The 21,950-nt window shown below is 61.6% G+C and carries 23 protein-coding genes, 1 other RNA gene and 1 pseudogene; 15 read left to right on the forward strand and 10 right to left on the reverse strand.

Annotated elements, in window-relative coordinates:
• Both WJW29_RS04325 and WJW29_RS04330 read left to right on the forward strand, forming a co-directional pair.
• Positions 1-241 (forward strand): annotated as a pseudogene (locus WJW29_RS04325) (transposase); the annotation flags it as partial.
• Between the two features lie 1,012 nt (positions 242-1,253).
• The gene (locus WJW29_RS04330) at positions 1,254-2,807 is read left to right on the forward strand and encodes a hypothetical protein (protein WP_011257094.1); all 1,554 of its coding nucleotides are present in this window, start codon (positions 1,254-1,256) and stop codon (positions 2,805-2,807) included.
• A 463-nt stretch (positions 2,808-3,270) separates the two neighbouring features.
• Here WJW29_RS04330 and WJW29_RS04335 read toward each other — a convergent pair whose 3' ends face one another.
• Positions 3,271-3,834 (reverse strand): lytic transglycosylase domain-containing protein, encoded by a 564-nt coding sequence (locus WJW29_RS04335; RefSeq protein ID WP_011257093.1) that lies wholly within the window; start codon positions 3,832-3,834, stop codon positions 3,271-3,273.
• Between the two features lie 375 nt (positions 3,835-4,209).
• Here WJW29_RS04335 and xopA point away from each other — a divergent pair, with 375 nt between their 5' ends.
• Complete coding sequence (gene xopA, locus WJW29_RS04340; RefSeq protein WP_044756183.1) at positions 4,210-4,641, forward strand: XopA/Hpa1 family type III secretion system protein; 432 nt, start codon at positions 4,210-4,212, stop codon at positions 4,639-4,641.
• Positions 4,642-5,379: 738 nt separating this feature from the next.
• On the opposite strand, the gene sctC is transcribed toward xopA, so the two are convergent.
• The 9 genes from sctC to WJW29_RS04385 all read right to left on the reverse strand — a co-directional run bounded on the left by sctC (position 5,380) and on the right by WJW29_RS04385 (position 12,894).
• Complete coding sequence (sctC, locus tag WJW29_RS04345; protein ID WP_011257091.1) at positions 5,380-7,197, reverse strand: type III secretion system outer membrane ring subunit SctC; 1,818 nt, start codon at positions 7,195-7,197, stop codon at positions 5,380-5,382.
• 82 nt (positions 7,198-7,279) lie between these two features.
• On the reverse strand, positions 7,280-8,110 hold the full coding sequence (gene sctT, locus WJW29_RS04350; RefSeq protein ID WP_011257090.1) for a type III secretion system export apparatus subunit SctT: 831 nt from the start codon (positions 8,108-8,110) through the stop codon (positions 7,280-7,282).
• A complete protein-coding gene (locus WJW29_RS04355; RefSeq protein WP_011257089.1) occupies positions 8,107-8,616 on the reverse strand; it encodes a type III secretion protein HrpB7 in 510 nt (169 codons plus the stop codon). The genes sctT and WJW29_RS04355 overlap by 4 nt, the downstream gene beginning before the upstream one ends.
• On the reverse strand, positions 8,609-9,937 hold the full coding sequence (sctN, locus tag WJW29_RS04360) for a type III secretion system ATPase SctN (RefSeq protein WP_011257088.1): 1,329 nt from the start codon (positions 9,935-9,937) through the stop codon (positions 8,609-8,611). The genes WJW29_RS04355 and sctN overlap by 8 nt, the downstream gene beginning before the upstream one ends.
• Positions 9,927-10,628 carry a type III secretion system stator protein SctL gene (sctL, locus tag WJW29_RS04365; protein ID WP_011257087.1) on the reverse strand — a complete coding sequence of 234 codons (702 nt, stop codon included), beginning with the start codon at positions 10,626-10,628 and terminating at the stop codon, positions 9,927-9,929. Before sctL ends, sctN begins: the two co-directional genes overlap by 11 nt.
• Positions 10,613-11,242, reverse strand: coding sequence for a type III secretion protein HrpB4 (locus WJW29_RS04370; RefSeq protein WP_011257086.1), 630 nt, complete (start codon positions 11,240-11,242; stop codon positions 10,613-10,615). Before WJW29_RS04370 ends, sctL begins: the two co-directional genes overlap by 16 nt.
• Before the next feature lie 7 nt (positions 11,243-11,249).
• Positions 11,250-12,011: a type III secretion inner membrane ring lipoprotein SctJ gene (gene sctJ / locus WJW29_RS04375; protein WP_011257085.1), complete on the reverse strand. Its 762-nt coding sequence runs from the start codon at positions 12,009-12,011 to the stop codon at positions 11,250-11,252.
• 1 nt (position 12,012) lies between these two features.
• Positions 12,013-12,405, reverse strand: coding sequence for a type III secretion protein HrpB2 (locus tag WJW29_RS04380; protein ID WP_011407211.1), 393 nt, complete (start codon positions 12,403-12,405; stop codon positions 12,013-12,015).
• A gap of 33 nt (positions 12,406-12,438) precedes the next feature.
• Complete coding sequence (locus tag WJW29_RS04385; protein ID WP_011257083.1) at positions 12,439-12,894, reverse strand: HrpB1 family type III secretion system apparatus protein; 456 nt, start codon at positions 12,892-12,894, stop codon at positions 12,439-12,441.
• A gap of 214 nt (positions 12,895-13,108) precedes the next feature.
• Between WJW29_RS04385 and sctU the strand changes: the two genes are divergently transcribed.
• From sctU to WJW29_RS04445, 12 genes are all read left to right on the forward strand, one after another.
• The gene (sctU, locus tag WJW29_RS04390; RefSeq protein WP_012443605.1) at positions 13,109-14,188 is read left to right on the forward strand and encodes a type III secretion system export apparatus subunit SctU; all 1,080 of its coding nucleotides are present in this window, start codon (positions 13,109-13,111) and stop codon (positions 14,186-14,188) included.
• Positions 14,182-16,119 (forward strand): FHIPEP family type III secretion protein, encoded by a 1,938-nt coding sequence (locus WJW29_RS04395; protein WP_011257081.1) that lies wholly within the window; start codon positions 14,182-14,184, stop codon positions 16,117-16,119. Before sctU ends, WJW29_RS04395 begins: the two co-directional genes overlap by 7 nt.
• Positions 16,119-16,760 (forward strand): type III secretion system protein SctP, encoded by a 642-nt coding sequence (gene sctP / locus WJW29_RS04400; protein ID WP_027704247.1) that lies wholly within the window; start codon positions 16,119-16,121, stop codon positions 16,758-16,760. Before WJW29_RS04395 ends, sctP begins: the two co-directional genes overlap by 1 nt.
• A 92-nt stretch (positions 16,761-16,852) precedes the next feature.
• Positions 16,853-17,806, forward strand: coding sequence for a type III secretion system cytoplasmic ring protein SctQ (sctQ, locus tag WJW29_RS04405; RefSeq protein WP_027704248.1), 954 nt, complete (start codon positions 16,853-16,855; stop codon positions 17,804-17,806).
• Entirely contained in the window at positions 17,793-18,437 is a 645-nt protein-coding gene (gene sctR, locus WJW29_RS04410) for a type III secretion system export apparatus subunit SctR (protein ID WP_011407215.1), read from the forward strand. The genes sctQ and sctR overlap by 14 nt, the downstream gene beginning before the upstream one ends.
• 4 nt (positions 18,438-18,441) lie before the next feature.
• On the forward strand, positions 18,442-18,702 hold the full coding sequence (gene sctS / locus WJW29_RS04415; RefSeq protein ID WP_011257077.1) for a type III secretion system export apparatus subunit SctS: 261 nt from the start codon (positions 18,442-18,444) through the stop codon (positions 18,700-18,702).
• On the forward strand, positions 18,699-19,526 hold the full coding sequence (locus WJW29_RS04420) for a hypothetical protein (RefSeq protein ID WP_011257076.1): 828 nt from the start codon (positions 18,699-18,701) through the stop codon (positions 19,524-19,526). Before sctS ends, WJW29_RS04420 begins: the two co-directional genes overlap by 4 nt.
• Positions 19,523-20,461: an HrpD5 family protein gene (gene hrpD5, locus WJW29_RS04425; protein ID WP_113084393.1), complete on the forward strand. Its 939-nt coding sequence runs from the start codon at positions 19,523-19,525 to the stop codon at positions 20,459-20,461. Before WJW29_RS04420 ends, hrpD5 begins: the two co-directional genes overlap by 4 nt.
• Positions 20,462-20,470: 9 nt before the next feature.
• On the forward strand, positions 20,471-20,713 hold the full coding sequence (gene hrpD6, locus WJW29_RS04430) for an HrpD6 family protein (RefSeq protein ID WP_011257074.1): 243 nt from the start codon (positions 20,471-20,473) through the stop codon (positions 20,711-20,713).
• Positions 20,714-20,793: 80 nt separating this feature from the next.
• The gene (gene hrpE, locus WJW29_RS04435) at positions 20,794-21,075 is read left to right on the forward strand and encodes an HrpE family protein (protein ID WP_011257073.1); all 282 of its coding nucleotides are present in this window, start codon (positions 20,794-20,796) and stop codon (positions 21,073-21,075) included.
• Between the two features lie 54 nt (positions 21,076-21,129).
• A complete protein-coding gene (locus WJW29_RS04440) occupies positions 21,130-21,600 on the forward strand; it encodes a CesT family type III secretion system chaperone (RefSeq protein WP_011257072.1) in 471 nt (156 codons plus the stop codon).
• A gap of 232 nt (positions 21,601-21,832) precedes the next feature.
• A non-coding RNA gene (locus WJW29_RS04445) (sX9 sRNA) lies at positions 21,833-21,909 on the forward strand.
• The last annotated feature ends 41 nt before the right edge of the window (positions 21,910-21,950 follow it).

Raw genomic sequence — 21,950 nt, forward strand, 5'->3', positions numbered from 1 at the left:
GTGGACAGCCTGAAGGGCAGGCTGACGCTGCATTTCCTGCCGGGTGACGCGCCGGACTTGAATCCCGACGAGATTGGTGTGGAGCTACACCAAGCGCACGGGCGTAGCGCGCAGCCCGCTGCGCAGTGGCGGGAAGCTGGCCGATCGGGTGCATGATCAGTTATCCGACATTGCAGCTCGACCAGAATTGGTGCGCTCGTTCTTCAGGCATCCAAGTGTCGCCTATATTTCTGACTTATGAGTATGCGTAGATTTCGACAGCAAACGGATCAGACTCGCCTTGCGCAATTCAGCTTTCGATATCCATTACTTACCGATAGATTCGTCAGTCAGCCCTTTCAGGTGCCGGGCAGCTCCCAGGTGCGTCAACCGTAATTGCAAACGCCCAAATAATAGCCAACTGCTGCAGTTTTCCATGATCGCAGCAATGCAATCGCTCGACAGTGGCATGGCCACGGACCGACGCATTCACTCGATTTCCCTAATCCAGCCAAGCTCGCCCTGGTCCGCAGGATTCGGCAGCGTGTGGCTTGCATGCGAATAAGGGGATGCGCAGAAGCAGATAGGTCGCAGCGCTGGTAGGGAAAACACCGCTCAAACAGCTGTCTGCAGCCTTGGTGCGGTTACACCTTGTTGGCTTCGCGATCTTGGTACTCGGAAATGCTGCCAGCTGCTCTCCATGCCACACCACGCGCGCTGGGCGAGCGCTCAAACCATCTACGCCGTCAATCGGCACGGGCACCGACGTCCATCAACCAACGCATGTCGCAGCGCTGCCGGTACACGTGCACCCGTCTTCGCCCCTGCAAAGACGAACGCACCAGAAAACATATTTGCCCGACACATACAAATTGATTGTTCGGATATGGAATGATCGTTTCGCCAAGCGCGCGTCAAGATTGTGTGGATTCATGCGAACTTCAAGCTCGCCGACGACGATGAAACATACCACCCAAGGTCGCCGTGGACAGCAAGGACGCCTGGGCGCATCGATTGCGAGCGAAGAAGTCACGCTCTAGTTGCACGGGCAGCGGAGCGCAGCATATGCACCCTGCCGGGTCGGCGTGCCGCACGTGACGCATGATTGTCCGGTCGACGCGTCTGGCTGCCAATAGCGACCCACACGCTGCAATCAAGACCCTCGTCGCCACGCCCGTCCTGATGAGGTACCCATCGTCCGGCACCGGCGATCAATCGCCCTGCAAGACCGGGCGACTGCATGCCGATATCCCCCCCCAACGCGAGGACATGCCGTGAAGAACATCCGTTCAGCCAGTACCTCCCACCAACCGCAAGCGACAAGCGGCGAGATTGTGATCGAGATACAGGCACAACGACGCAACGATGGATCGACGCCGAGGATCGATTCTCCCCTCTCCTCCCTGCCGCCCAGACCTGCGGGACGACGCAATAGCACAGGAAGCGACAGCGGATATGAAACCGACAACGAGGCAAACCTGTCTCCCTATGGAGGTCCGCGGCTGCATGCTTCGCTGCGCGGGGAAGAGAGCAGCAGCGAGCGGTTCTATGACGCCGAAGACTCCTTGGAACCATCAGCTCCACCGTCCCAGGAACACGCTGCACAACATGGCTCCCAAGCGCATGCATCCGCCTCTGCGACAGGCACTGCGCGCTTGAGCGCACTGGCTGCGTCAGTCCGTGCAGGTGCAACGCATGGAGTCACCACCCTCTGTAGACCCACCGCGACTGCGGTCGCAGCGGCGACGCGCGGCATCATACCGATCAGCTTCGACAAACAATACCTGGGCGCTGCGCTGGGACATCTCGTGCACCAGACCACCTCCGTGGGTCCAACCACGTTCGTGCGCGAGTTGATAGGCGAAGCGATGTTTGCCGCGTTTCGCCACCTCCCACCCGAAGCGGTCGTCGCCATGCAGGCGGTGTCGGGCACGCTGCATCTGGCGCTGCATACGCTGCGGCGCAACCGCGAGAACCGCAATCCGGACGCCGCCGCCCGAGGCTTTCACAACCTTAATCTTGAACAGTGGGAAGCGCTGTCCGAAGACGAACGTCATCACAAGAGGGGCGAGCAGCAACATTATTCGGATCTGGTCACCCGGCTCGCGCTGACCGGCATCTTGAGCAATATCGCCATCGGCGCTGCAGGCAAGGCTCATGGCAGACCGGAGATGGCGGCCAGGCTGCTGACCAGTGAGCTCAAGGTCGCCCCTTATGCAGCGGCCCGCGATGCCATCCAGGCGACATTCCGCATGGTGGGAACGCGGGCGCCGACCAACGGTGGCGTTAGCGATCCACACGTCACCAGTGCAGGCAGGTTTTACGGCATTGCCAACATCCTGACCAACCTGGCATCGAATGAGCTGGAGGCACCAGACTTTGCATCGGCCAGGCAACGCTGGGCAGGATTGTTGTCGCCCTTCAACATTGGAGATGCGACCAGGATTGTCTTTCAGCAAGCGGCGGTGAACGCGGCCTTGAATGTCGCTCTGGAGACAGCCGACTGGCTCAGTGTCACCCAACACGAAGCCGACGAAGCCGGTACGCAGCAGATCTGGGAACCAGCCTGGAAGGCCAAGCGCGAGGACTATGAGCGGATCATGGATCATTCTGTCGCGCGCACGGCCGCCATCAATTCCAACATCGCCTTTGGTACAGCAGTCAACATGATTGGCACCTGGCTCGGTTTGCCGCCAGCACGCAGCGCACTGCTCTCCAATACGTTGGCGGGCGTGGCCGCCGGCATGCAGTACAAGGTCATTGCCGGCACCTGGCAGGCTGCAGCGGCAGTTCGCGAAGCCGAGGCCGCTCGCGCGCAAACCGAGTAAGCGGGACAGTGCTTCGCGCCGGCTCTCGCGCAGCCATCGGTTAGTGCAGCAACAGGTGGTCACACACGCACTGTCGGTTCACCGGCAGTGCGCGTGCGACAGCTGTGTGATGGCTCTATGCGCAGCCTCCAGCACATCCTAAAAACCACCAGGCGGCGGCGGACAGCGGGGATTGATCGAAAGCTAGGCTGCGTATGCCAATTCTCAGCTCAGGTCGCGGCTAGCTGGCCTCTGCACGGCACGTATCCAGCCGCGCTCGCACATTGTCGACACGTGATGACGGATGCTGCCGGGGCGACCGTCATTTCAGTCACCGTATGCGCAATCACTAAGAAAAATAGGCGCTATTTTCCGCAGACAATCGGCGTCAATGTGCCGCCATCTTGCGTGACCCTACGCCACCTGATGCAAGGCCCTGTGCATCCTCATGGCTGCACCGCGCATCCCTGCAGGATCACTTGCCCTATTCACCAATCACACCACGCCTTAGCAGAATCGAATGAATGGCATGCGCATATTTATCACGCTCCCCCGGCGTTTCCGAATGGTAGGCGCCTACTGCAGCCCAGGTATTTCCATATTTATTGGTCATCTCGCGCAACCGCCAAGCTGCTACATACACACTGACGCACGGCTGCATCAACGCTTCCTTGGAGATTCCATAGCCGAATAACCGCCGCAGATGGATGGAGTTGATCTGCATCTTTCCGTAATCCACCGTACCATTGTTGTTACGATGGATCGCGTCGGCGCGACCGCGCGATTCCTGCCAGGCAATGGCACGCAACACCCAAGGGTTGACGTGCTGATATCCGGCAGCCTCTTCGAAGCAATCCGCGCGTGCGAAAGGTGCCGCGCATGCCAGCGCTGCTGCAAATAGAATACGCTGCGGACCAGTTCCTGCCCAACGACCACATCGGGACAATTGCGCGTGCACGCGTCGCTTTGGCGATGGCCCGGGCGAGGCCTCCAACTGCCAATTGCATGCTTTACCGACATACTGGCATGCGATCGTTGAATTGATCATGTGTCGTTACCTCGATCTCGATTGAATACAGGTCTCTAGGTGAGTAGAGCGCCGGCACACAACGACCCCCGACGCTCGACGGCGGAAACATAACGCCACCTGTACGTGATTTACCCAGGACCAACGAAACACTTAACGGGCAAGCGAAAAAAGCTTTTCTCAACAACGCCCCGCGGATTTGTTATCGATTCTAAAACATTTTTTCACTTGCCCTCTTCGCGCGTACAAGCGCAATTTCGCAAAATTTCTGGCGATGATGGGCTTCCGCTTCTACTGTTTGATCGGGGCGCAAAACGCGCCTCGCAGCCACCGCTGTCTAGGCACGGCTGTTGATACTAAAGACACATACCATTTAATCAGAGAGGAATCGTCACGATGAATTCTTTGAACACACAATTCGGCGGCAGCACGTCCAACCTTCAGGTTGGCCCAAGCCAGGACACAACGTTCGGTTCGAACCAGGGCGGCAACCAGGGCATCTCGGAAAAGCAACTGGACCAGTTGCTGTGCCAGCTCATCTCGGCCCTGCTTCAGTCGAGCAAAAATGCTGAGGAGGGTAAGGGTCAGGGTGGCGATAATGGCGGTGGCCAGGGCGGCAATTCGCAGCAGGCCGGGCAGCAGAATGGCCCCTCGCCATTCACCCAGATGCTGATGCATATCGTCGGAGAGATTCTCCAGGCGCAGAATGGTGGTGGTGCTGGTGGCGGCGGGTTCGGCGGCGGGTTCGGCGGCGGGTTCGGCGGTGACTTTAGTGGCGACCTCGGCCTCGGCACCAACCTCTCGAGCGACAGCGCATCGATGCAGTAAAGAACTGTTGGTCGCCCCTACCGGCCACGGCCTGCAGGTTGCCGCTTCATGCGGCAGCCTACGGGTTCATTCGTTCCTGTAACCGTGAACATGCGCTACCCACTTCAGGTGCGCTCGTCTTTTTTTGCGCCGCAGGTGCTTGACATACAGCCATCGGCATGCTAACCGAGCCGTTCCGGCTTCAACGCGGCACGACATTGCCGGATTTTTGTTCCGGCACACGCCTTCTCAAGTGGGTCTTCACTGCTGGAGTGATATTGGTTGGATGTTCAATCTCACACCATCACGCCATCGTCGCTCGACTAGAGCCTGCTGTGCCCACGCACCGGCCATGCGCACTGCTGCCGGCCCATGGCATCTTGACACGATCGCGCGCAACCGCTGGCCGTTAAAGGCCTAGATGCCGCTGGCCCTCTTATCGTCTACCGCAGATACCGAGCTGACTGGCAGGAACGCGTCTTTCGCAGGCGACAGGCCTGTCATGTGATCGCCCAGTCAGGCTGCGGCGACACGTAAGAACCAGCATGTGCGAGTGATCCATGCTGCTTCCCGGCACCGCCTGACGATCATCCAGGCGGTGGCTCAAGGCGCTCCGGGTCGATACACAGACGCGCCAATTGCATGGCCCGTCTGATGATTTCCTAAACAATCCCGGCAGTATTCGGCCAATGGTATGCGCCGAATGTCAGGCAATGGCAGCAAGCTCCTCATCGCCTAACGATGGCTTTTCGAGAACCATCAGGGCGACACCACATGTGGGGTCAACAGAAACAGCCGTTGCATGCGTGACCCGCTTTTTTGGCGGTGCTTGAACAGATTACCGAGCAACGGAATCTTTGACAGACCCGGTACCGCATTCAGATCGGTCTCGTCGGCATCGTAGGCGTATCCTGCAATCAGCAGACTTTGGCCTTCATTGACGAAAGCCTGGGTCTTGATCTCGCTGGAGGTAATGACCGGAATGCCGTCCACGGTGTTGGATCCGAGCTGGCCATCCTCAATACGCACATCCAGACGCATCTGACCGTTCGGCGAGCCTGGCACCACGCTGGGCAATACCCGCAACGACACCCCGGCGGAGAGGTTATAAAGATCGGCTGATGCGTATCCACTGACCCGGACGAATGCCTGTTGCTTGTGGTCCATGACCGCTTCGACGTTGTCCAGCGTCGCAACCTGGGGCGAAGACACGATCTTTGCCTTGTTCGTCGTCTCCAACGCCGACACGCGCGTCATCAGATAACGTCCGGCATCTCCCAACACGGCCGTCAAGGTGCCGCCAACCGGCGTGGTCGCGCCATCGGTGGCAGCGCCGCTCAATACGCCGTTGAAACCCAACTGACCGCCACGGCCGTCGCCGGTCTGTATGTCGGTGTGCTGGCTGTGGAAGCGCCAATCGACACCGAGATCCTGCATTGCGCCATCGCGGATCTCGATGATGGTGGCATCGATCTGCAGCAACTTGGGCCGGTTGTCCAGCTGTTGGATCAGGGTGCCATAGCTCTGCATCCGCTCCGGTCGATCGCGGATCAGGATGGCGTTCGTGCGCGGATCGGCTTCGATCACCGGCGCATCTGAGGCCAGCTCTGCGCCACCACCGGCGTCGATCGGATTGGATTCATCGCGCCGTCCCTTGCTGAGCTCCGGCCATACGCTGGCCGGCGACCCCGCAGCAGCTCCGCTGCCGGGCAACGGCGGGCTGACCGGCATGCGATCGGACGGCGAGGCCCCGCCGAACCAGGCCGAAGGCAGCCCAAGGGTGCCACTGGCTCCGCCACCTTGACCCTGTGCGGCATTGCCAAATGTGTTGGAGGACCCACCGCCGATCGGCTGTACCCGGCCAAAGTTGGCGCCAAACGCGGCTATCGGCGCAACCGACGCGCCGCGTGCGCCGTATATGCTGCGCAACAGACTGGCCATGCCTGGAATCTGCACGTCCTGACCGCCGATGCGTGTCGTGTGGTCGGCCGCTTGCGCATAATGCAGCTGAAACACCTGCACTTCGGTGGCATCGCGCTGACGGGCGCCCTGCTCGACCTGCTTGGCAATGGCCGAAACGGTATCCACATACCCTGGCGGTCCGGAGACCACCGCCACATGCGCGGCCTCGTCGTAACGCACCGGAAAGCGCGAATCGTCCAGGCGCATGCGCGCCAGTGCGTCGCGCAGTGACTTGGTCGATGCAGTCCCCAGACTCAAGGTCGCGCTCTTGGATTCGTTTGCACCCCAGATCCTGAGCATGGCGCCGTCGTAGTACCAGACAAAGCCGTAGGTGGCCGCCAGATCGTCGAGGAATTTCTGCGGGGAGGTTTCAAATTTGCCGCTCAGCGTGCCGGTCACCTCTGGCGAGATCCAGGTGGCGATGGACTGGCTGGCGGACAAATCACGCAGCACTTCTTTGAGATCCTTGTTGTCGGCGACGTATTTGAACGTGCGCGAATGCCACGGGACCTGGGCGGCGTCGGCCTGTGGCGAGAACAGCGGCAGCAGGCTGAGCAGCAGTACGGCGAACAATGGAGCACGTTGGCGGTGGGTGGTGGTACAGGCAGGAGCCATTGACGTTCCCTCTCCTAGGCAAATTAAAAATTCGGTAACGCCCAGTGTAGGGAATGTAAAGCCGGGAATGTCTCAATAAAGATCAGTGCGACGCGCCTGCCTTGCCACCCAGGTTGGCAGCATCGTGCAATTGCTGCTGGAAATGCAGGAAACCGAGTGCTTCGCCGAATTGCGCGATGAAGACGCTGATCAGCAAGGCGAGCAGCAATAGCGCCAGTACCCCACGGATTGGCTGACTCAAGTTCGACGGTTCGAGCTTGTCGGCCGCTCGCGCCACCAGGCCGATCGCAAGATCCACCAGCACAAGCACCAGCATCACCGGTGCGGACAGTTTGACGACGGCGGCCATCATGCTGTCGTATTGCTGGATAACGAACGATTCGGCAACCGCCCCCATGTTCGGCCCAAGCTGGGTCAGCGGCCACCAGCGAAACGATTCGAACAACGCGCCGAGCAACATCAGCATGCCGCCCAATGCGTAGAACGACACGATGGCCAGTTGCAGCAGCACCGTGGACACCGGCGTGCTTTGCTGGCCGCTGAGCGGGTTGGTCATCTGCACATTGTTGTAACCGGCAAGGTCGTCGATCAGCAGGCCAACGCTCTCGGCGATCCAGAACACCGTCGATGCCGCAAACCCGATCAGCAGACCAATGAACGCCTCCTTGAACACCACCCCGACCAGGCCGACCGTCTGGATCTTCGCCAGCGCATCGGCCGGCTGCCCATAGGCGATGAACGAGCTCAGGACGTAGATCACGCCGTTGCGCGCGATTCCGGGAAGACTGTCCTGCGCCGTTGCCGGTAGCACGATGAACATCACGAACACGCGCACCCCGCACAGTGCCAGCAGGGTCAACAGCGACACGCCCTGCGAGGAAAGGGCCAGCAAGGCATCGGTGACGTCGTTCATCGGGCGCCCCCATGTGCGGCGCGGTGCGAACGCAGCGCGACCAGCGTCTCGATCGCGTCTTCTTCCTCCGCCGCGTCGCGTTGCGCCTGTCGGGCGCGGCGTGCACTGGCGGCTTTGTCTGCGTATACCTGCGCCTGTGCCTGCAGCTTGCTCAGTGCCTGCTGCACGGAGGCCAGTTCATCGCGGGCGCTCTGTAGCGACTGATCCGCCGCTGCCTGTGCCTGCTCGGCAGCGCGACAGGCCTCGACCAGCACGGTGCGGAAGCGTTCATGCTGCAGGATCGTATCGATATTGATCGAACCACCCACGCCGGTTTTGTCCATGAGTGCGGCATCGCAGTCGGCCAAGCGCGTGGTGCAAGCCTCTGTGTCCTGTCTGCACCTGGCAAGTTCGCGGTCGCAGTGTTCCAACGCACGCCTGCAATCACTCAGGCGTTCCTGCATGCGCTCGCAGCGGCGCGCCTTGAGCTGATGCAGCACCGACCAGGTGTAGGCAGGCTCACGCATCGTCGGTCACGTTGGCCAGCTGTTCCAGCGTACTTTCGTAGTCACTGAGCTGGTCGGTCGGCTGGCTGAGAAAGTCGCGAATCGCATCGATCCTATTGATCGCTTCGTCGGCAACGGCATCGCTTCCCTGACGGTATTCGCCCACCTGCACCAGGGTTTCCACCTCGTTGTACTTGGCGAGCAGGCGCCGCAACCGGCCGGCGGCCTGCGAGTGGTCTGACGGGACGATCTGGCTCATCACACGGCTCAGGCTGGCCAACACGTCGATTGCCGGGTACTGGTTCTTGGCCGCGATCTCGCGAGAGAGAATCAGGTGCCCATCGAGGATGCCGCGCACTTCCTCGGCAATCGGATCGCTGCCGGTATCGTCCTCGGCCAGCACGGTGTAGAACGCGGTGATCGACCCGCTCTCTCCCATGCCCGCACGCTCGAGCAGGCGCGGCAACTCGGCAAACACCGATGGCGGAAAGCCCCTGCGCGTGGGTGGCTCGCCAGCGGCCAGACCGATCTCGCGTTGCGCTCGGGCAAAGCGCGTCAGCGAGTCCATCATCAGCAGGACGCGCAGGCCCCGATCCCGGAAATACTCGGCGATGGCGGTGCCGACGTAAGCGGCCTTCGCGCGCTCGATCGATGAGCGATCAGAGGTTGCGCAAACCACGACGCTGCGTGCCAGACCATCGGCGCCGAGAATCAACTCGATGAACTCCCGCACCTCGCGCCCGCGCTCGCCGATCAGCACGATCACGTTGACATCGCACTGCGTACCGCGCGCGAACATTCCCATCAAGGTGCTCTTGCCGACGCCTGCTGCGGCGAAGATGCCCATGCGCTGGCCCTCGCCCAGTGTCATCAGGCCATCCACGATCCGCACACCGGTCGGCATGGGGTGTTCAATCAGCCGCCGACGCATCGGGTCTGGTGCCTGCGCCTGGATCGGTACCCAGGTGTCGCAGGCGATTGCTCCTTGCCCGTCCGATGGCTCGCCCAGGCCGTCGAGCACGCGCCCCAGCAAGGCCGCTCCAACAGGCACCGCCAACGGGCGCCCCAATCCGATCACGCGCGTCTCGCGCGACAGCCCGATCAGCTCCCCGAACGGCGCCAGCAACGCGAGATCGCGACTGAAGCCCACCACTTCGGCCCGCTGCAACAAGGTGCCATCGCGTTGGCGCAACTCGCACACCTCGCCCAGGCTGACCTGCACGCCGGCCACCTTGAGCATGGTGCCGACGACTTCGACCACCTTTCCATAACGACGACCGAAGGCGAGCGTGGCCAGTTCGCGCTCGAGCGTTGTCTCCAGCAGGGGCGTCTCAGCCAACATCCGCGGGCTCCTGGGGTGCGGCCAACACGCGGCGGATGACGCGCCGCAGACTGCGCAGCTGATCGCGCAGATCGGTCTCGAACACGCCCGTATCCCATTCGCACACGCAGGCGCCCACGGCCAGATCGGCATCGCCGCACAGCTCTACCTGCAGGGTCCAGCCCGCCTTGGTGGCGGCCGCGTCGAAGGCGCGCCGCGCAGCGTCCAGCGCCTCGGGGTGCACGCTCACGCGCAAGGCTTTGGCCTCGTCCAGGGCACCTTCCAAGGCCTGCGCCGCACGCGCATACAGCGCCGCGGGATCGTGTCCGAGGATGACGTGCTCGCAGGTGCGCGCCACAATCTCAGCCAGGCGCTCACGTGCCCGGTGCGCTGCCGTTTCGGCGGCAAAGGCATGACGCAGGCCGGATTCGTTCCACTCATCAAGCTGACGTCGCAGGCCGGCTGCATATCCTAGGCGTGCGCTGCGCTCGGCCTTTTGGCGCGCATCGTGCAGGATCGCCTCGGCCTGCTGCTGGGCCTCTTCGATCAGCGTCTGTGCACGTGCCTGCGCCTGGCTCAGGGCCTGCTCGCAGCGTGCGTGCACTTCGACAGCGGCAGCATCCAGCGCCAACACCGAGGCCAGCGCCTCGCGCGGAACGACATCGCAATCCAGACCGATCGCGTCGGGCGTTGACCTCAACCAGACACGCATGACGCCTCCGGCATCAGGGTGGGAAGCGCGGTCAGGAATGCAGCGCTTGCACCGTCTGCTGCAACGGTCGCCACCTGCGCGGCGCCCAACGGCAAGGACAGCGCCAGCAGCTTGGCAACAACCGGGTTGGACCAGACGCCATCGGCCTGCATCCGACGCCAACCGTCGCCGACCCACGCCGCCTGATCGGCATCGCGTGGCAACAGGGGCACGGAGAGGCCGGCCGACGCGTTCTGGCGCACATGCTCAAGCACGGCCGGCCCCACACACTGTTCGAGCCAGCCCAGACGTTCGCGCTCGATGCACCGGCGCACTGCCAACCCGCGCGAGAACAGCGCACGCGCGATCAGGACATTGGCCAATCGCGCGGGCATCAGCAGGGCAAGTTGGTTCGCGTGCACGCCGAGCGCAGACGGCGATAATTCCGACCATCCTGACCACGCCTGGATTACCCGCATACGACGGTAGACGGGCGCCGCTGCCCAGCCTGACGCTGCCACCGGGCCAAGCCAATGCGCCACCCGTGCGGCGTCCAACGATTCTGCCAGTTGCGCCAACGCGTCCGTCCAGCGCTGAACACATCGTGCCGCATTGTCGATCCGCGTGTTGTCCATCCAGCGCTCACCCGGCTTTGCCTTTCGTCGTCAACTCGCGCAGGCGCTGCAAGCCGCCCCAACGGCCGGCCTGGGGGTTTGGCCACCAATACAGCGCCGCCGCACCCGCCAAACACAACGTCACCACACACCCGACCACCCAAGGCCACGGTGAAGGTCTCGGCGGTGCCGATGCGGTCAACTGCGCATCGCTCTCCGCTCCGCCCGGCACCAGCGTGACACTGACGTTTTCGTAGGTGAGTCCCTCCACGCTGTGCATGACCATCGTCTTGATATTGGGCACCAGGCTGGTCAGATCGCTACCGACGCGGAACTTGATGAACACCGCAGCGCTGGACGGTTTTACCGAGGTGGCAAGCGGGTCATTGTTGGGCAGCACGATTTCCACATCGGCCGAGATCACCCCATCGATATTCGACAAGGTCTGCGATAGCTGCTGCGATACGCCATAGATGAAACGTACGCGTTCTTCGGTGGGTGTCGAGATCAGCCCGTCCTTCTTGAACATCTCGCCGAGATTGGCGTGCCGCTCATGCGGCAACCCATGCGCGCGTAGCGCCTCCAGAGAATACGAGACCTGATCGTGCGGTGCGTTCACCGCCCAGGTCTTGCCGTCGTCTGGCGTGACTTTGGACGCGTCTACGCCCGCATGCAGCAGCACCTCGAGCATGTCATTCGCATCATTTTCGGTGAGCCCGGAATACAGCTGCTGACTGCATGCAGACAGCAGCAGCGCCAGCAGCACCACCAGGTATCTCAGCGCGCGCATGCTACTGGTTCTTCACCAGCGTCTGCACGGCGTTCTTTCCCGATTGCGCCACGCCGACGCTGACATTGAGGTTGAAGCCGACCATGGTGAGCTCGTGCATCAACTTGATCTGCTGCGCTGCCATTTCCTGCAGCCCCATGGTCGGTGCCTGCATGCTGAAGGCATCGATATGCTCGGCGATGGTACGCACACCATCGTTCTGCACATCGACCACCCGGCTCATCATGCTCGGGCTACCCACCCGCTGCATGGCGGGCGGCAAGGGGCTGGAGGATTGCATCAGCGCTTGAAAGCGATTCACAAGCGCCTGATTGGGCGCTGCCACCGGCGACAGCGCTTGGGTAGCGGCAGCACTGGTGCCGGCAATCGCTTGGACAGGAGGAATGAGCGTCATCACATACTCCTATGGGGTCGGGACTGGCGTGACTCAGGCGCGCAGGTACTGCGAATTCGGAACTTCCATCGGTGCTGACGATTCAACCGGTACGTCCGCCGGTGCGGACGTTGGGGTAGTTCGCCCGGACAGCGCCTTGACCAAGGCCACCGCGTCGGCATCGGCGTCTTCTTCGATCAGCCCGTCTGCAACGCCATGCCACGACGGGTCCCCCATCGCGAACAGACAGCAGGCGTACAAGGCCCTGCACAGAGGCTTGGAGCCGGCGTCGCCCTCCAGCTCGCGCAATAGGCGCGCACCGTCCACGTAATTGCCGCGCTTGATCGAAATCCATGCATCGAACGTGTCCAGCGCTTTCAGCTCTGGCCGCAGTACTCGCACTGCGGCCAGGACAGCGGCAGCGTCCTGAATCTTTTCATGGGTGAGTCCGACCGTGATCAGCTCGATGAGCCCACTCACGACCGACCCGGGACATTGAATCTTCTCCACACTGCACCTCGTTTTTTATGGCATGCGGACCGTACATGCGGGGCAAGCTACGCGCGCCACGCCGGTCAGATCCTTCCGGAAGCGAATATCGGAAGTCGCTGGCGAACAAATCATTCCGGCTTCGCCAGGCCATCCACACATTCGCCTGGAAAACGGATCGCTCGACCACAGCTCCCCACAATCGGGGGCGCTGCGATCGCGGAAGGATAAGGCAATGTCGGAAGAAAAAACCGAGAAGCCGACCGAGAAGAAACTGCGGGATGCGCGCAAGGACGGGGAAGTTCCGGTCAGCCCGGACGTCACTGCAGCCGCGGTGCTCTTCGGCGCGTTATTGGTGATGAAATCGGCCGGCGATTACTTCGTCGATCACATGCGCGCATTGACGAGGATCGGCTTCGATTTTTCGGAAAACACACGCGATGCAACGGCGATAAACCGTGCACTCGCCCATATCGGCATCCAGGGATTGCTGTTGATGCTGCCGTTCCTGGCTGCGTGCCTGGTGGCTGGCTTGGTAGGCGGTGCGTTTCAGACGGGCCTGAACGCCTCGCTCAAGCCGGTGTCGCCCAAGTTCGATTCGCTCAATCCCGCAAACGGGGTCAAGAAACTTTTTTCGTTGAGAAGTCTCATCAATCTACTGAAGTTGATCATCAAGGCCATCCTGATTGGCGTGGTGCTGTGGGTCGGTATCCGCACCCTCATGCCGATGATCATTGGGCTTGCCTACGAGACACCGCTTGACATTTCCCAAATTGCCTGGCGAACCCTGAGCATGCTCTTCGCACTGGGCGTGCTGCTGTTCATACTGGTCGGCGCTGCAGACTGGAGCGTGCAGCACTGGCTGTTCATCCGCGACAAGCGAATGAGCAAGGACGAGCAGAAGCGCGAATACAAGGAAAGCGAGGGCGACCCCGAAATCAAGGGCAAACGCAAGGAATTCGCCAAGGAACTGGTCTTCGGCGACCCCCGCCAACGCGTCGCCAAGGCCAAGGTGATGGTGGTCAACCCGACCCATTACGCGGTGGCATTGGCCTACGAGCCCGATGACTTCGGCTTGCCGCAGGTCGTTGCCAAGGGCGTAGACGATGGCGCGCTGGAACTGCGCGCCTTTGCGCATAACCAGGGCATTCCGATCGTTGCCAATCCGCCACTGGCACGTGCGCTGTATCAGGTGGAATTGGGCGACGCAATCCCCGAGCAATTGTTCGAAACGGTTGCGGTGGTGTTGCGCTGGGTCGATGGACTCGGTCGCGACCACGGCGACGGCGACGGCAATGGAGCCCTGCCATGCTAGGAGATCGCGTGCGAGCGACAAGGTATTTCGCTTATAGCGGCGAAGTGGCGATCGCCGCCTTGGTGGTGGCGGTCATCGGGCTGATGATCCTGCCCCTGCCAACGCCCATGATCGATACGCTACTGGGCATCAACATCACCCTGAGCGTGGTGCTGTTGATGGTCACGATGTATGTGCCCGACTCGATCTCACTCTCGTCGTTTCCTTCCCTGCTGCTGTTCACCACCCTACTGCGGTTGTCCTTGAATATCGCTTCGACGAAGTCGATCCTTCTGCATGCCGAGGCGGGCCATATCATCGAGAGCTTTGGCGAGTTGGTGGTCGGCGGCAATCTGGTGGTGGGCCTGGTCGTTTTCTTGATCATCACCACCGTGCAGTTCATCGTGATCGCAAAGGGCTCCGAGCGCGTTGCCGAGGTCGGTGCGCGCTTTACGTTGGACGCAATGCCCGGCAAGCAGATGAGTATCGATGCCGACCTGCGTGGCGGCAACTTGACCGCAGATGAGGCACGCCGCAAACGCGCGCGGCTGGCCATTGAAAGCCAACTGCACGGCGGCATGGATGGCGCCATGAAATTCGTCAAGGGTGATGCGATCGCCGGCCTGGTGATCACCATGGTCAACATCCTGGCCGGCATCGTGGTCGGCGTGACGTACCACGGCATGACGGCGGGCGACGCCGCTAACCGCTTTGCGATTCTGTCGGTGGGCGATGCCATGGTGTCGCAGATCGCCTCACTGCTGATATCGGTGGCTGCCGGCGTCATGATCACCCGCGTGGCCAATGAAAACGAGACCAGGCTCAGCTCGCTCGGGCTCGATATCGGCCGTCAGCTCACCAGCAACGCGCGAGCGCTGATGGCAGCGAGCGTGCTGCTGGCCTGCTTTGCATTCGTCCCTGGCTTTCCGGCCGTGCTGTTCCTGCTGCTGGCAGCGGCCGTCGGCGCCGGCGGCTATGCGATCTGGCGCAAGCAACGCGACATCAGCGGCAACGATCAGCGCAAGTTGCCTTCGACGAGCCGTAAAGGTGCCAAAGGCGAGGCGCCACATATTCGCAAAACCGCTCCTGACTTCGCCTCACCGTTGTCGATGCGGCTGTCGCCGCAGCTGGCTGCTCTGCTCGACCCCGCGCGGCTGGATCAGGCGATCGAAAGCGAGCGCCATCAATTGGTCGAGTTGCTGGGCTTGCCGTTTCCCGGGATTGCGATATGGCAGAGCGAGTCGCTGCAAGGCATGCAATACGAGGTGTTGATTCACGATGTCCCCGAGACACGCGCCGAACTGGAGAACACGGAGGACATGCAGGGAGCACTGGCCCGGCAGGCCATCGCGCCCCTGCATGCACGGGCGCACTTGTTCGTCGGCATCCAGGAGACGCAGTGGATGCTGGAGCAGGTGGCTGCGGACTATCCCGGGCTGGTTGCGGAGGTCAACAAGGCGATGCCCGCCCAGCGCATTGCCGATGTGTTGCGGCGTCTACTGGAAGAAAGGATTCCGGTGCGCAATATCAAGAGCATTCTGGAGAGTCTGGTGGTATGGGGGCCGAAGGAAAAGGATCTTCTGATGTTGACCGAATATGTGCGCTGCGACCTCAGCCGTTATCTTGCGCATACCGCCACCGCAGGCACCGGGCAGCTGCCCGCAGTGATGCTCGACCACGCTGTCGAACAATTGATCAGGCAATCGATTCGCGCGACCGCGGCCGGCAATTTCCTGGCACTTCCGCCCGAGCAGGCGAACCAGCTTGTCGAACAGGTGGAACGCATCGTTGGCGGTCAGGCGCAGCATCCGATGGCGGTGGTCGCGTCGATGGACGTGCGCAGATATGTACGCCGCATGATCGAAGCACGGCTGACGTGGCTGCAGGTCTATTCGTTCCAGGAGCTGGGTTCGGAGGTACAGCTGCAGCCGATCGGTAGAGTGGTGGTGTGATGCGCAAGCTGCCCCTCCGCCATGTGCGCATCCTGCCGGTCAGCGGCGCACTGCAGCGGCCGGCGACTCCAGCCACGCCAGCTCGGTCGGCGCAGCGTTCCAGCTTCCTGCAACTGCGCCAGCGCCTGCGCAGCGTAGAGCTCGCGCTTCCCTGCATGGTGTTGCCACCACAGTGCGACGACGAGGATCGACCGGAGCCTGATGCCGAGGAGCGCTTCACTGAGGCGCGTGACAGCGCGCCCGTACAAACGGACCCGCCATTACGTCTCGATGGGCCGAAACACCGAGAGCCGCCCCAAGGCAACGACAATGGCGCCGTGGGGCGACAGATCGCGACCGAGTGGATACGCACGCAACGCGCCCAAATGGCGATCGACCACATCGCGCTGCGAGTGGCCGATTTCTGCAACGCCAAGCCCGTGCGCAGCGCAGGGAGCTGGGAAGCGTGGCTGGATATCGATCAAGAGGTCGTCGCACAGACGACGTTGTTTTTGCGACTTTCGCCACACCAGCTATCGCTTCGCTTCAATACCAGTTCGCCAGACGCGCGCGAGGTACTTTGGTGTGGAAGGCAGCGCCTGGAGGCTGCACTGACGTCAACACTGAGTAGCACGCTCCAGATCAGCATCGAGGTCGTCTAACGCTGCACTGGCGACAGAAAGCCATTTGGAGGAACTCCATCTTGCTAACCGAGCAGAGCCAGGCTCCAACGGCACGCGCACTCTCTCAGGCGTTGACGCGCGTTTCGGCCGAGCGCGCGCAGCTGGGCAGGGTGTTCGGCGATCCACGCGCCGCACGCCAATGCGGCTTCGTGACACATTGCCGTGGCATCTCACCCAATGATGCGGCCCTCCTGCGCCTGCAGGTGGATACCGGCCAGATGGATTTGCGGATTGCTGCGCGCGACGGCCTGGCGCTGTTATTGAACGAGGACGACGACGCACTACGCGTTTCGATCGCGGGAATGTTACTGGCCGATCATCTGGGCGCGTTTGCGCCGCTCGGCCTGGCTGCTGCCGAGGTGATCGCCTTCGAGCGCGATGCAACGCCAGACGACTGCCACGGCATCGGTATGACACTGGGCGATCTCGATGCAATTGCGCTGAAGGCGAGCGCGTCGCTGCTGGACACGCTGCAGGCCGCAGTTGACGGACTTGCGGCGCCCGCGCAGCTGCCAGCCTGGCTGGCTGCACTGCGCGTCAACACGCGCCTGCGCATCGGCGGGCGCACCGCATCAGCTGCATTGCTGCAATCGCTGCGACCTGGCGATGTCTTGCTGCATTGCACGGCTGCGGCTGCGCTCACCAGCGGCGAAGTGCTTTGGGGGATCGCTGGAGGCGCGGTATTGCGTGCGGCGGTGCGCTTGAACATGCAACAGATGATTCTGGAGGCCAGCCCCACAATGCAGCACGATACGTTTGAGCCTGAAGTCGCGCCGTCCACCAGCAACGTGGCGGAACTGGAACTGCCGGTGCAACTGGAAGTGGATCAACTTGCGCTGTCTCTATCGACCTTGTCGGGTTTACAGCCCGGGCAGATCCTGGAGTTGTCGGTGCCGGTCGATCAAGCCGACATCCGTCTGGTCGTTTACGGCCAGACCATCGGCACCGGCAGGTTGCTGGCAGTGGGCGAACATCTTGGTGTGCAGATCCTCAGCATGTCGGAGAGCACGCATGCAGATGCCTGACGTTGGCTCGCTGCTGCTGGTGGTCATCATGCTGGGCTTGCTGCCCTTCGCAGCGATGGTGGTCACCTCCTACACCAAGATCGTGGTCGTGCTCGGCTTGCTGCGCAATGCGATCGGGGTGCAGCAGGTGCCGCCCAACATGGTCCTCAATGGCGTTGCATTGCTGGTGTCGTGCTTTGTGATGGCGCCGGTGGGCATGGAGGCGTTCAAGGCCGCACAGAACTACGGTGCCGGGTCGGATAACAGCCGCATTGTGGTGCTGCTCGACGCCTGCCGGGAGCCCTTTCGGCAATTCCTCCTCAAGCATACACCGGAGCGCGAAAAGGCATTTTTCATGCGTTCTGCACAGCAGATCTGGCCCAAGGACAAGGCCACCACGCTCAAGTCGGACGACTTGCTTATCTTGGCACCGGCATTCACGCTCAGCGAATTGACCGAAGCCTTCCGCATCGGGTTTCTGTTGTATCTGGTGTTTATCGTCATCGACCTGGTGGTGGCAAACGCGCTGATGGCGATGGGCCTTTCGCAGGTCACACCGACCAATGTGGCGATCCCGTTCAAGCTGCTGCTGTTTGTCGCTATGGACGGCTGGTCGATGCTGATTCATGGCCTGGTTCTGAGCTATCGGTGACGCCATGGACCACGACGATCTAGTGCGATTTACCTCCGAAGCCTTGCTGCTCTGCCTAAAGGTGTCCTTGCCGGTGGTCGGTGTCGCTGCGCTGACCGGGCTGCTGATCGCCTTCGTCCAGGCAGTGATGTCGCTGCAGGACGCATCGATCTCGTTCGCGCTCAAGCTGGTGGTGGTGGTGGCCGCCATTGCCGTGACAGCGCCGTGGGGTGCCTCGGCCATCATGCAGTTCGGTCAGGCATTGATGCAGGCGGCGTTCCCATGATCCGTCGCATCTCGCCCGGTCCCTTGCAGCCCTCGGTTTCCACCGAGCATGGCGGCTCGCATCACCATGCCGATCACCATGCCGATGCGGCAAGCACCAGCGCAGGGTCGCCTGCCGACATTGCGGCAAGAGCAACCCGTCTGCGCCCTGCTCCACCGCGCAGGCGACGACGCGGGAACCGGTCGCTGGACGGCCACGAGGATGAATTCGACGCCAACGAGCAGGAAGAGATCGAAGCCAAACGCGAGTGCGCACTGCGCGGACGGGTAAGCGTGGCGATCGCTCCGGCCCAGAGCCGGGAGCATGGCCAGAGCGACCAGCACGGCGGTGACCGCAACACGCATACCGACGACACGCAGGCCGGTCCGTGGCACGGTGGCGCTCCAAGGCAGGTGACCGACAGCATACGCACGTGCATCGACGCGATTCTCAATCGCTACGTGGCCAGGCGCGACGCCGATCCAGTGGCCAAGCGAGACGCGCTGGCTGCTGCGCTTGTCGAACTGCGCGCCATCGGCGTTTCGCATCCTGCCGTCGCCCCGTTGACTGAGACGGTCTGGAGGTTGATGCGCGAGCATCTGAGCTCGTACGACAAGGCCACCGCGGCGGAAAACCTGCAGACCTTGCGGACCCGATTACTGGAGTTGATGCCATCCGAGTTGGAACCGGTGCCAGCGCTACGCAATTTTCATCTACTGCTTCCACTGATATTGCTGAATGCGGAAAAACCGCGCAGACAGGTCGATCGTAGACATGCCATCACACGTCTGAACACACTTCTGATTGAGCAACCAGAACAGGCGGCTCAGGAGGTTCGCCCATGACCATGCAGCTTCGCGTACTGACAGGAACCCACGCAGGCGCACGATTAGATTTGGCACCAGGTCGCTACACCCTGGGGAGTGATCCCCAAACCGATATACGAATAGACGATTGGCCTGGTTGCTCACTCAGTATCGAGGTAGACCAAGATGGGCAGATCCGCTATAGCAGCGACACGTTGCCAGAAACGTCCTTCGTTGCGTTTCAGCCAGTGCGCTTCGGCCCGTTGGTGCTATGCGTTGGCGATGCTGGTGCCGATTGGCCGGACGATGTGGCGTTGCTGGAGCGGCTGCTTTCCCCAGCACCGCCACCAGCGCCGCGCACGTCCAGGCGCAACATCGTGCGTACTGCGGTGGGCGCCGTGCTAGCACTTGCAGCCGCGGCGTTTCTCCCCTCGTTGCAGCCCGCGTTTCTGTCCGATGCTGCCGCCCGGCAACATCCGGAAACTGCCGTCAATCAGGCCAAAGGTTTATTGAAGCAGCTGGGCTTTCGCGAAGCGCATGTTGCACAGGTCGGCACGCGCGTGCTGATCGAAGGCCTGGTGCCAAGCAGCGCCGATGCTGCACGCTTGCGTGCGCAGGTGCGTCGCTATCACCCGGGCGTTGCCGTCAACGTGGCCGTGGTGGACGAGGTGGTGGCGACGCTGCGCGACACCCTGGCTGACCCCGCCCTCAGCGTACGTTACGAGGGCAATGGCGTTTTCTCGGTTTCCGGCAGCAGCGACTACGCAGAACGTGCAAGCCGCCGGATTGCCGACGTCCGCAGCGACCTGGGCCCCGAGGTCCGCGCGCTGCACGTGGAGATCAGCCAGCAAGACCCGTCCATAAAAACACCGGATAATTACGACGCGGCATTGCTCGCCGATGACCTGCACTATGTCGAAACGCCGGATGGTACCAAGCACATGACATCCCTGCCGCAGCAAGCGGCGCAATGAGAGCCCACCATGTTCGATGCAATGACCGATGCGGTCACTCAGGATATGAGCAAGATTCTACAGACCAAGGCGGCGGATCTGTCCGGCGAGCGGCTGCGCAACGTGGACACAGCGCTCGATGCCACTGCGCAACAGATTCGCGGGCACTGGTCTGCGGCGAGCGACCAGGCCGCGCGCAGCGACTTCAACGTCCTGCATGACGGCATCACTGCAGCGCGCAACATCGTCGCGCATATCGCAAATATGCGGTAAATCGATTTCTTGGTCGCTTCGACCAAGCAAAACGCGCCGACAGGCGCACCATTACACGTTCACTACGTAGGAGTCTTGTTATGGAAATACTTCCGCAAATCAGCTCACTTAATTCGCGCTTCCAACAGGGTATGGATGGCTATACCGGAGGTGTGGCCAATGGAATCTCCGGTGCTTCTGCACTCTCTGGCTCGAACGGGCAGATGGGTTCGTTGCTCGGCGACATGAGTGCCTCGGACGAGGCTCAGAAGTCCATGAACAACAAGATCACGCAGCTCAAAAACGATCTTGACTTCAACGTGGCACTCAACAAGTTCATCGGCAAGGCGGGCGACAACGCTAAGCAGCTCGTTGGCCAGTAATGGGCTTAGACATGCGCAGGGCTTGTAGGGGGCCCTGTTCATGTCTCACCAAGGATGAGCAGCGCGCGATTCGAAACCATCGTTCGACAGATGTGCGAGTCACTGGACTTGCCAGATGTGGAGTCGGTGCTTAGTCGGCGTGTGCTTTGGGTAGAGGGCTTTGAGGTCTATCTGCACCTGCCGACACCACAGCCAGGAGACGACGCACAGCAAGAAGCACTGTATTTACGCATCGCTTACGGGTTACCACCTGCCGGGCGGACATTGACCGTTTTTAGGCTTCTGCTCGAAGCCAATCTTTCAGTGTATGCGCAGGACCAGGCACAGCTTGGATTGAACGATAACGGCGTTATCGTGCTAATCGTACGGGTACCGCTGGACGACGACGTGGATGGCGCGTGGATATGCGATCTGCTTGCCCACTACGCCGAGCATGGCCGCTACTGGAACAATAATATCTTCGTTGCGCACGACGAGATGTTCGAAGGAATCGCGACGGGCAACTATCTGTGGTTGCGCGCCTGATACAGGCCTGTTGGCATCTTGCCGCAGCATCAATCATGGCTGCAGCTGCACCGATCAGCCATGGCACAGCAACCGAGTCGCAGTGCACTGCCTGCCTCGTGCAGTGAGCGGCCTACGACGCGGCGCGAGGTGTGTGGCCGTGGTATTCCATCATGACTGGCAACGGCTGAGAGCGACCAACAAAACGACTGCGCTTACCGCCAGGCGGGCGCGGCCGGTGCGCGGAATCGGCATGTACCACGCGGACCCTCCGGTTCTGAGCGCGCCGTCCGCACCCACCTGACAGCTGCTCGCTACGTTTTGTTCGCCGCTCTAAGCTGCCAGACACCACCACCTCTGCCACAGACGCG

This window comes from Xanthomonas sp. JL1 (assembly GCF_038405005.1).

Excerpts from the sequence above, each read along its gene's own strand:
- WJW29_RS04335 (WP_011257093.1), bottom strand. The coding sequence starts at position 3,834 with ATGATCAATTCAACGATCGCATGCCAGTATGTCGGTAAAGCATGCAAT.
- xopA (WP_044756183.1), top strand. The coding sequence starts at position 4,210 with ATGAATTCTTTGAACACACAATTCGGCGGCAGCACGTCCAACCTTCAG.
- sctC (WP_011257091.1), bottom strand. The coding sequence starts at position 7,197 with ATGGCTCCTGCCTGTACCACCACCCACCGCCAACGTGCTCCATTGTTC.
- sctT (WP_011257090.1), bottom strand. The coding sequence starts at position 8,110 with ATGAACGACGTCACCGATGCCTTGCTGGCCCTTTCCTCGCAGGGCGTG.
- WJW29_RS04355 (WP_011257089.1), bottom strand. The coding sequence starts at position 8,616 with ATGCGTGAGCCTGCCTACACCTGGTCGGTGCTGCATCAGCTCAAGGCG.
- sctN (WP_011257088.1), bottom strand. The coding sequence starts at position 9,937 with ATGTTGGCTGAGACGCCCCTGCTGGAGACAACGCTCGAGCGCGAACTG.
- sctL (WP_011257087.1), bottom strand. The coding sequence starts at position 10,628 with ATGCGTGTCTGGTTGAGGTCAACGCCCGACGCGATCGGTCTGGATTGC.
- WJW29_RS04370 (WP_011257086.1), bottom strand. The coding sequence starts at position 11,242 with ATGGACAACACGCGGATCGACAATGCGGCACGATGTGTTCAGCGCTGG.
- sctJ (WP_011257085.1), bottom strand. The coding sequence starts at position 12,011 with ATGCGCGCGCTGAGATACCTGGTGGTGCTGCTGGCGCTGCTGCTGTCT.
- WJW29_RS04380 (WP_011407211.1), bottom strand. The coding sequence starts at position 12,405 with ATGACGCTCATTCCTCCTGTCCAAGCGATTGCCGGCACCAGTGCTGCC.
- sctU (WP_012443605.1), top strand. The coding sequence starts at position 13,109 with ATGTCGGAAGAAAAAACCGAGAAGCCGACCGAGAAGAAACTGCGGGAT.
- WJW29_RS04395 (WP_011257081.1), top strand. The coding sequence starts at position 14,182 with ATGCTAGGAGATCGCGTGCGAGCGACAAGGTATTTCGCTTATAGCGGC.
- sctP (WP_027704247.1), top strand. The coding sequence starts at position 16,119 with ATGCGCAAGCTGCCCCTCCGCCATGTGCGCATCCTGCCGGTCAGCGGC.
- sctR (WP_011407215.1), top strand. The coding sequence starts at position 17,793 with ATGCAGATGCCTGACGTTGGCTCGCTGCTGCTGGTGGTCATCATGCTG.
- sctS (WP_011257077.1), top strand. The coding sequence starts at position 18,442 with ATGGACCACGACGATCTAGTGCGATTTACCTCCGAAGCCTTGCTGCTC.
- WJW29_RS04420 (WP_011257076.1), top strand. The coding sequence starts at position 18,699 with ATGATCCGTCGCATCTCGCCCGGTCCCTTGCAGCCCTCGGTTTCCACC.
- hrpD5 (WP_113084393.1), top strand. The coding sequence starts at position 19,523 with ATGACCATGCAGCTTCGCGTACTGACAGGAACCCACGCAGGCGCACGA.
- hrpD6 (WP_011257074.1), top strand. The coding sequence starts at position 20,471 with ATGTTCGATGCAATGACCGATGCGGTCACTCAGGATATGAGCAAGATT.
- hrpE (WP_011257073.1), top strand. The coding sequence starts at position 20,794 with ATGGAAATACTTCCGCAAATCAGCTCACTTAATTCGCGCTTCCAACAG.
- WJW29_RS04440 (WP_011257072.1), top strand. The coding sequence starts at position 21,130 with ATGAGCAGCGCGCGATTCGAAACCATCGTTCGACAGATGTGCGAGTCA.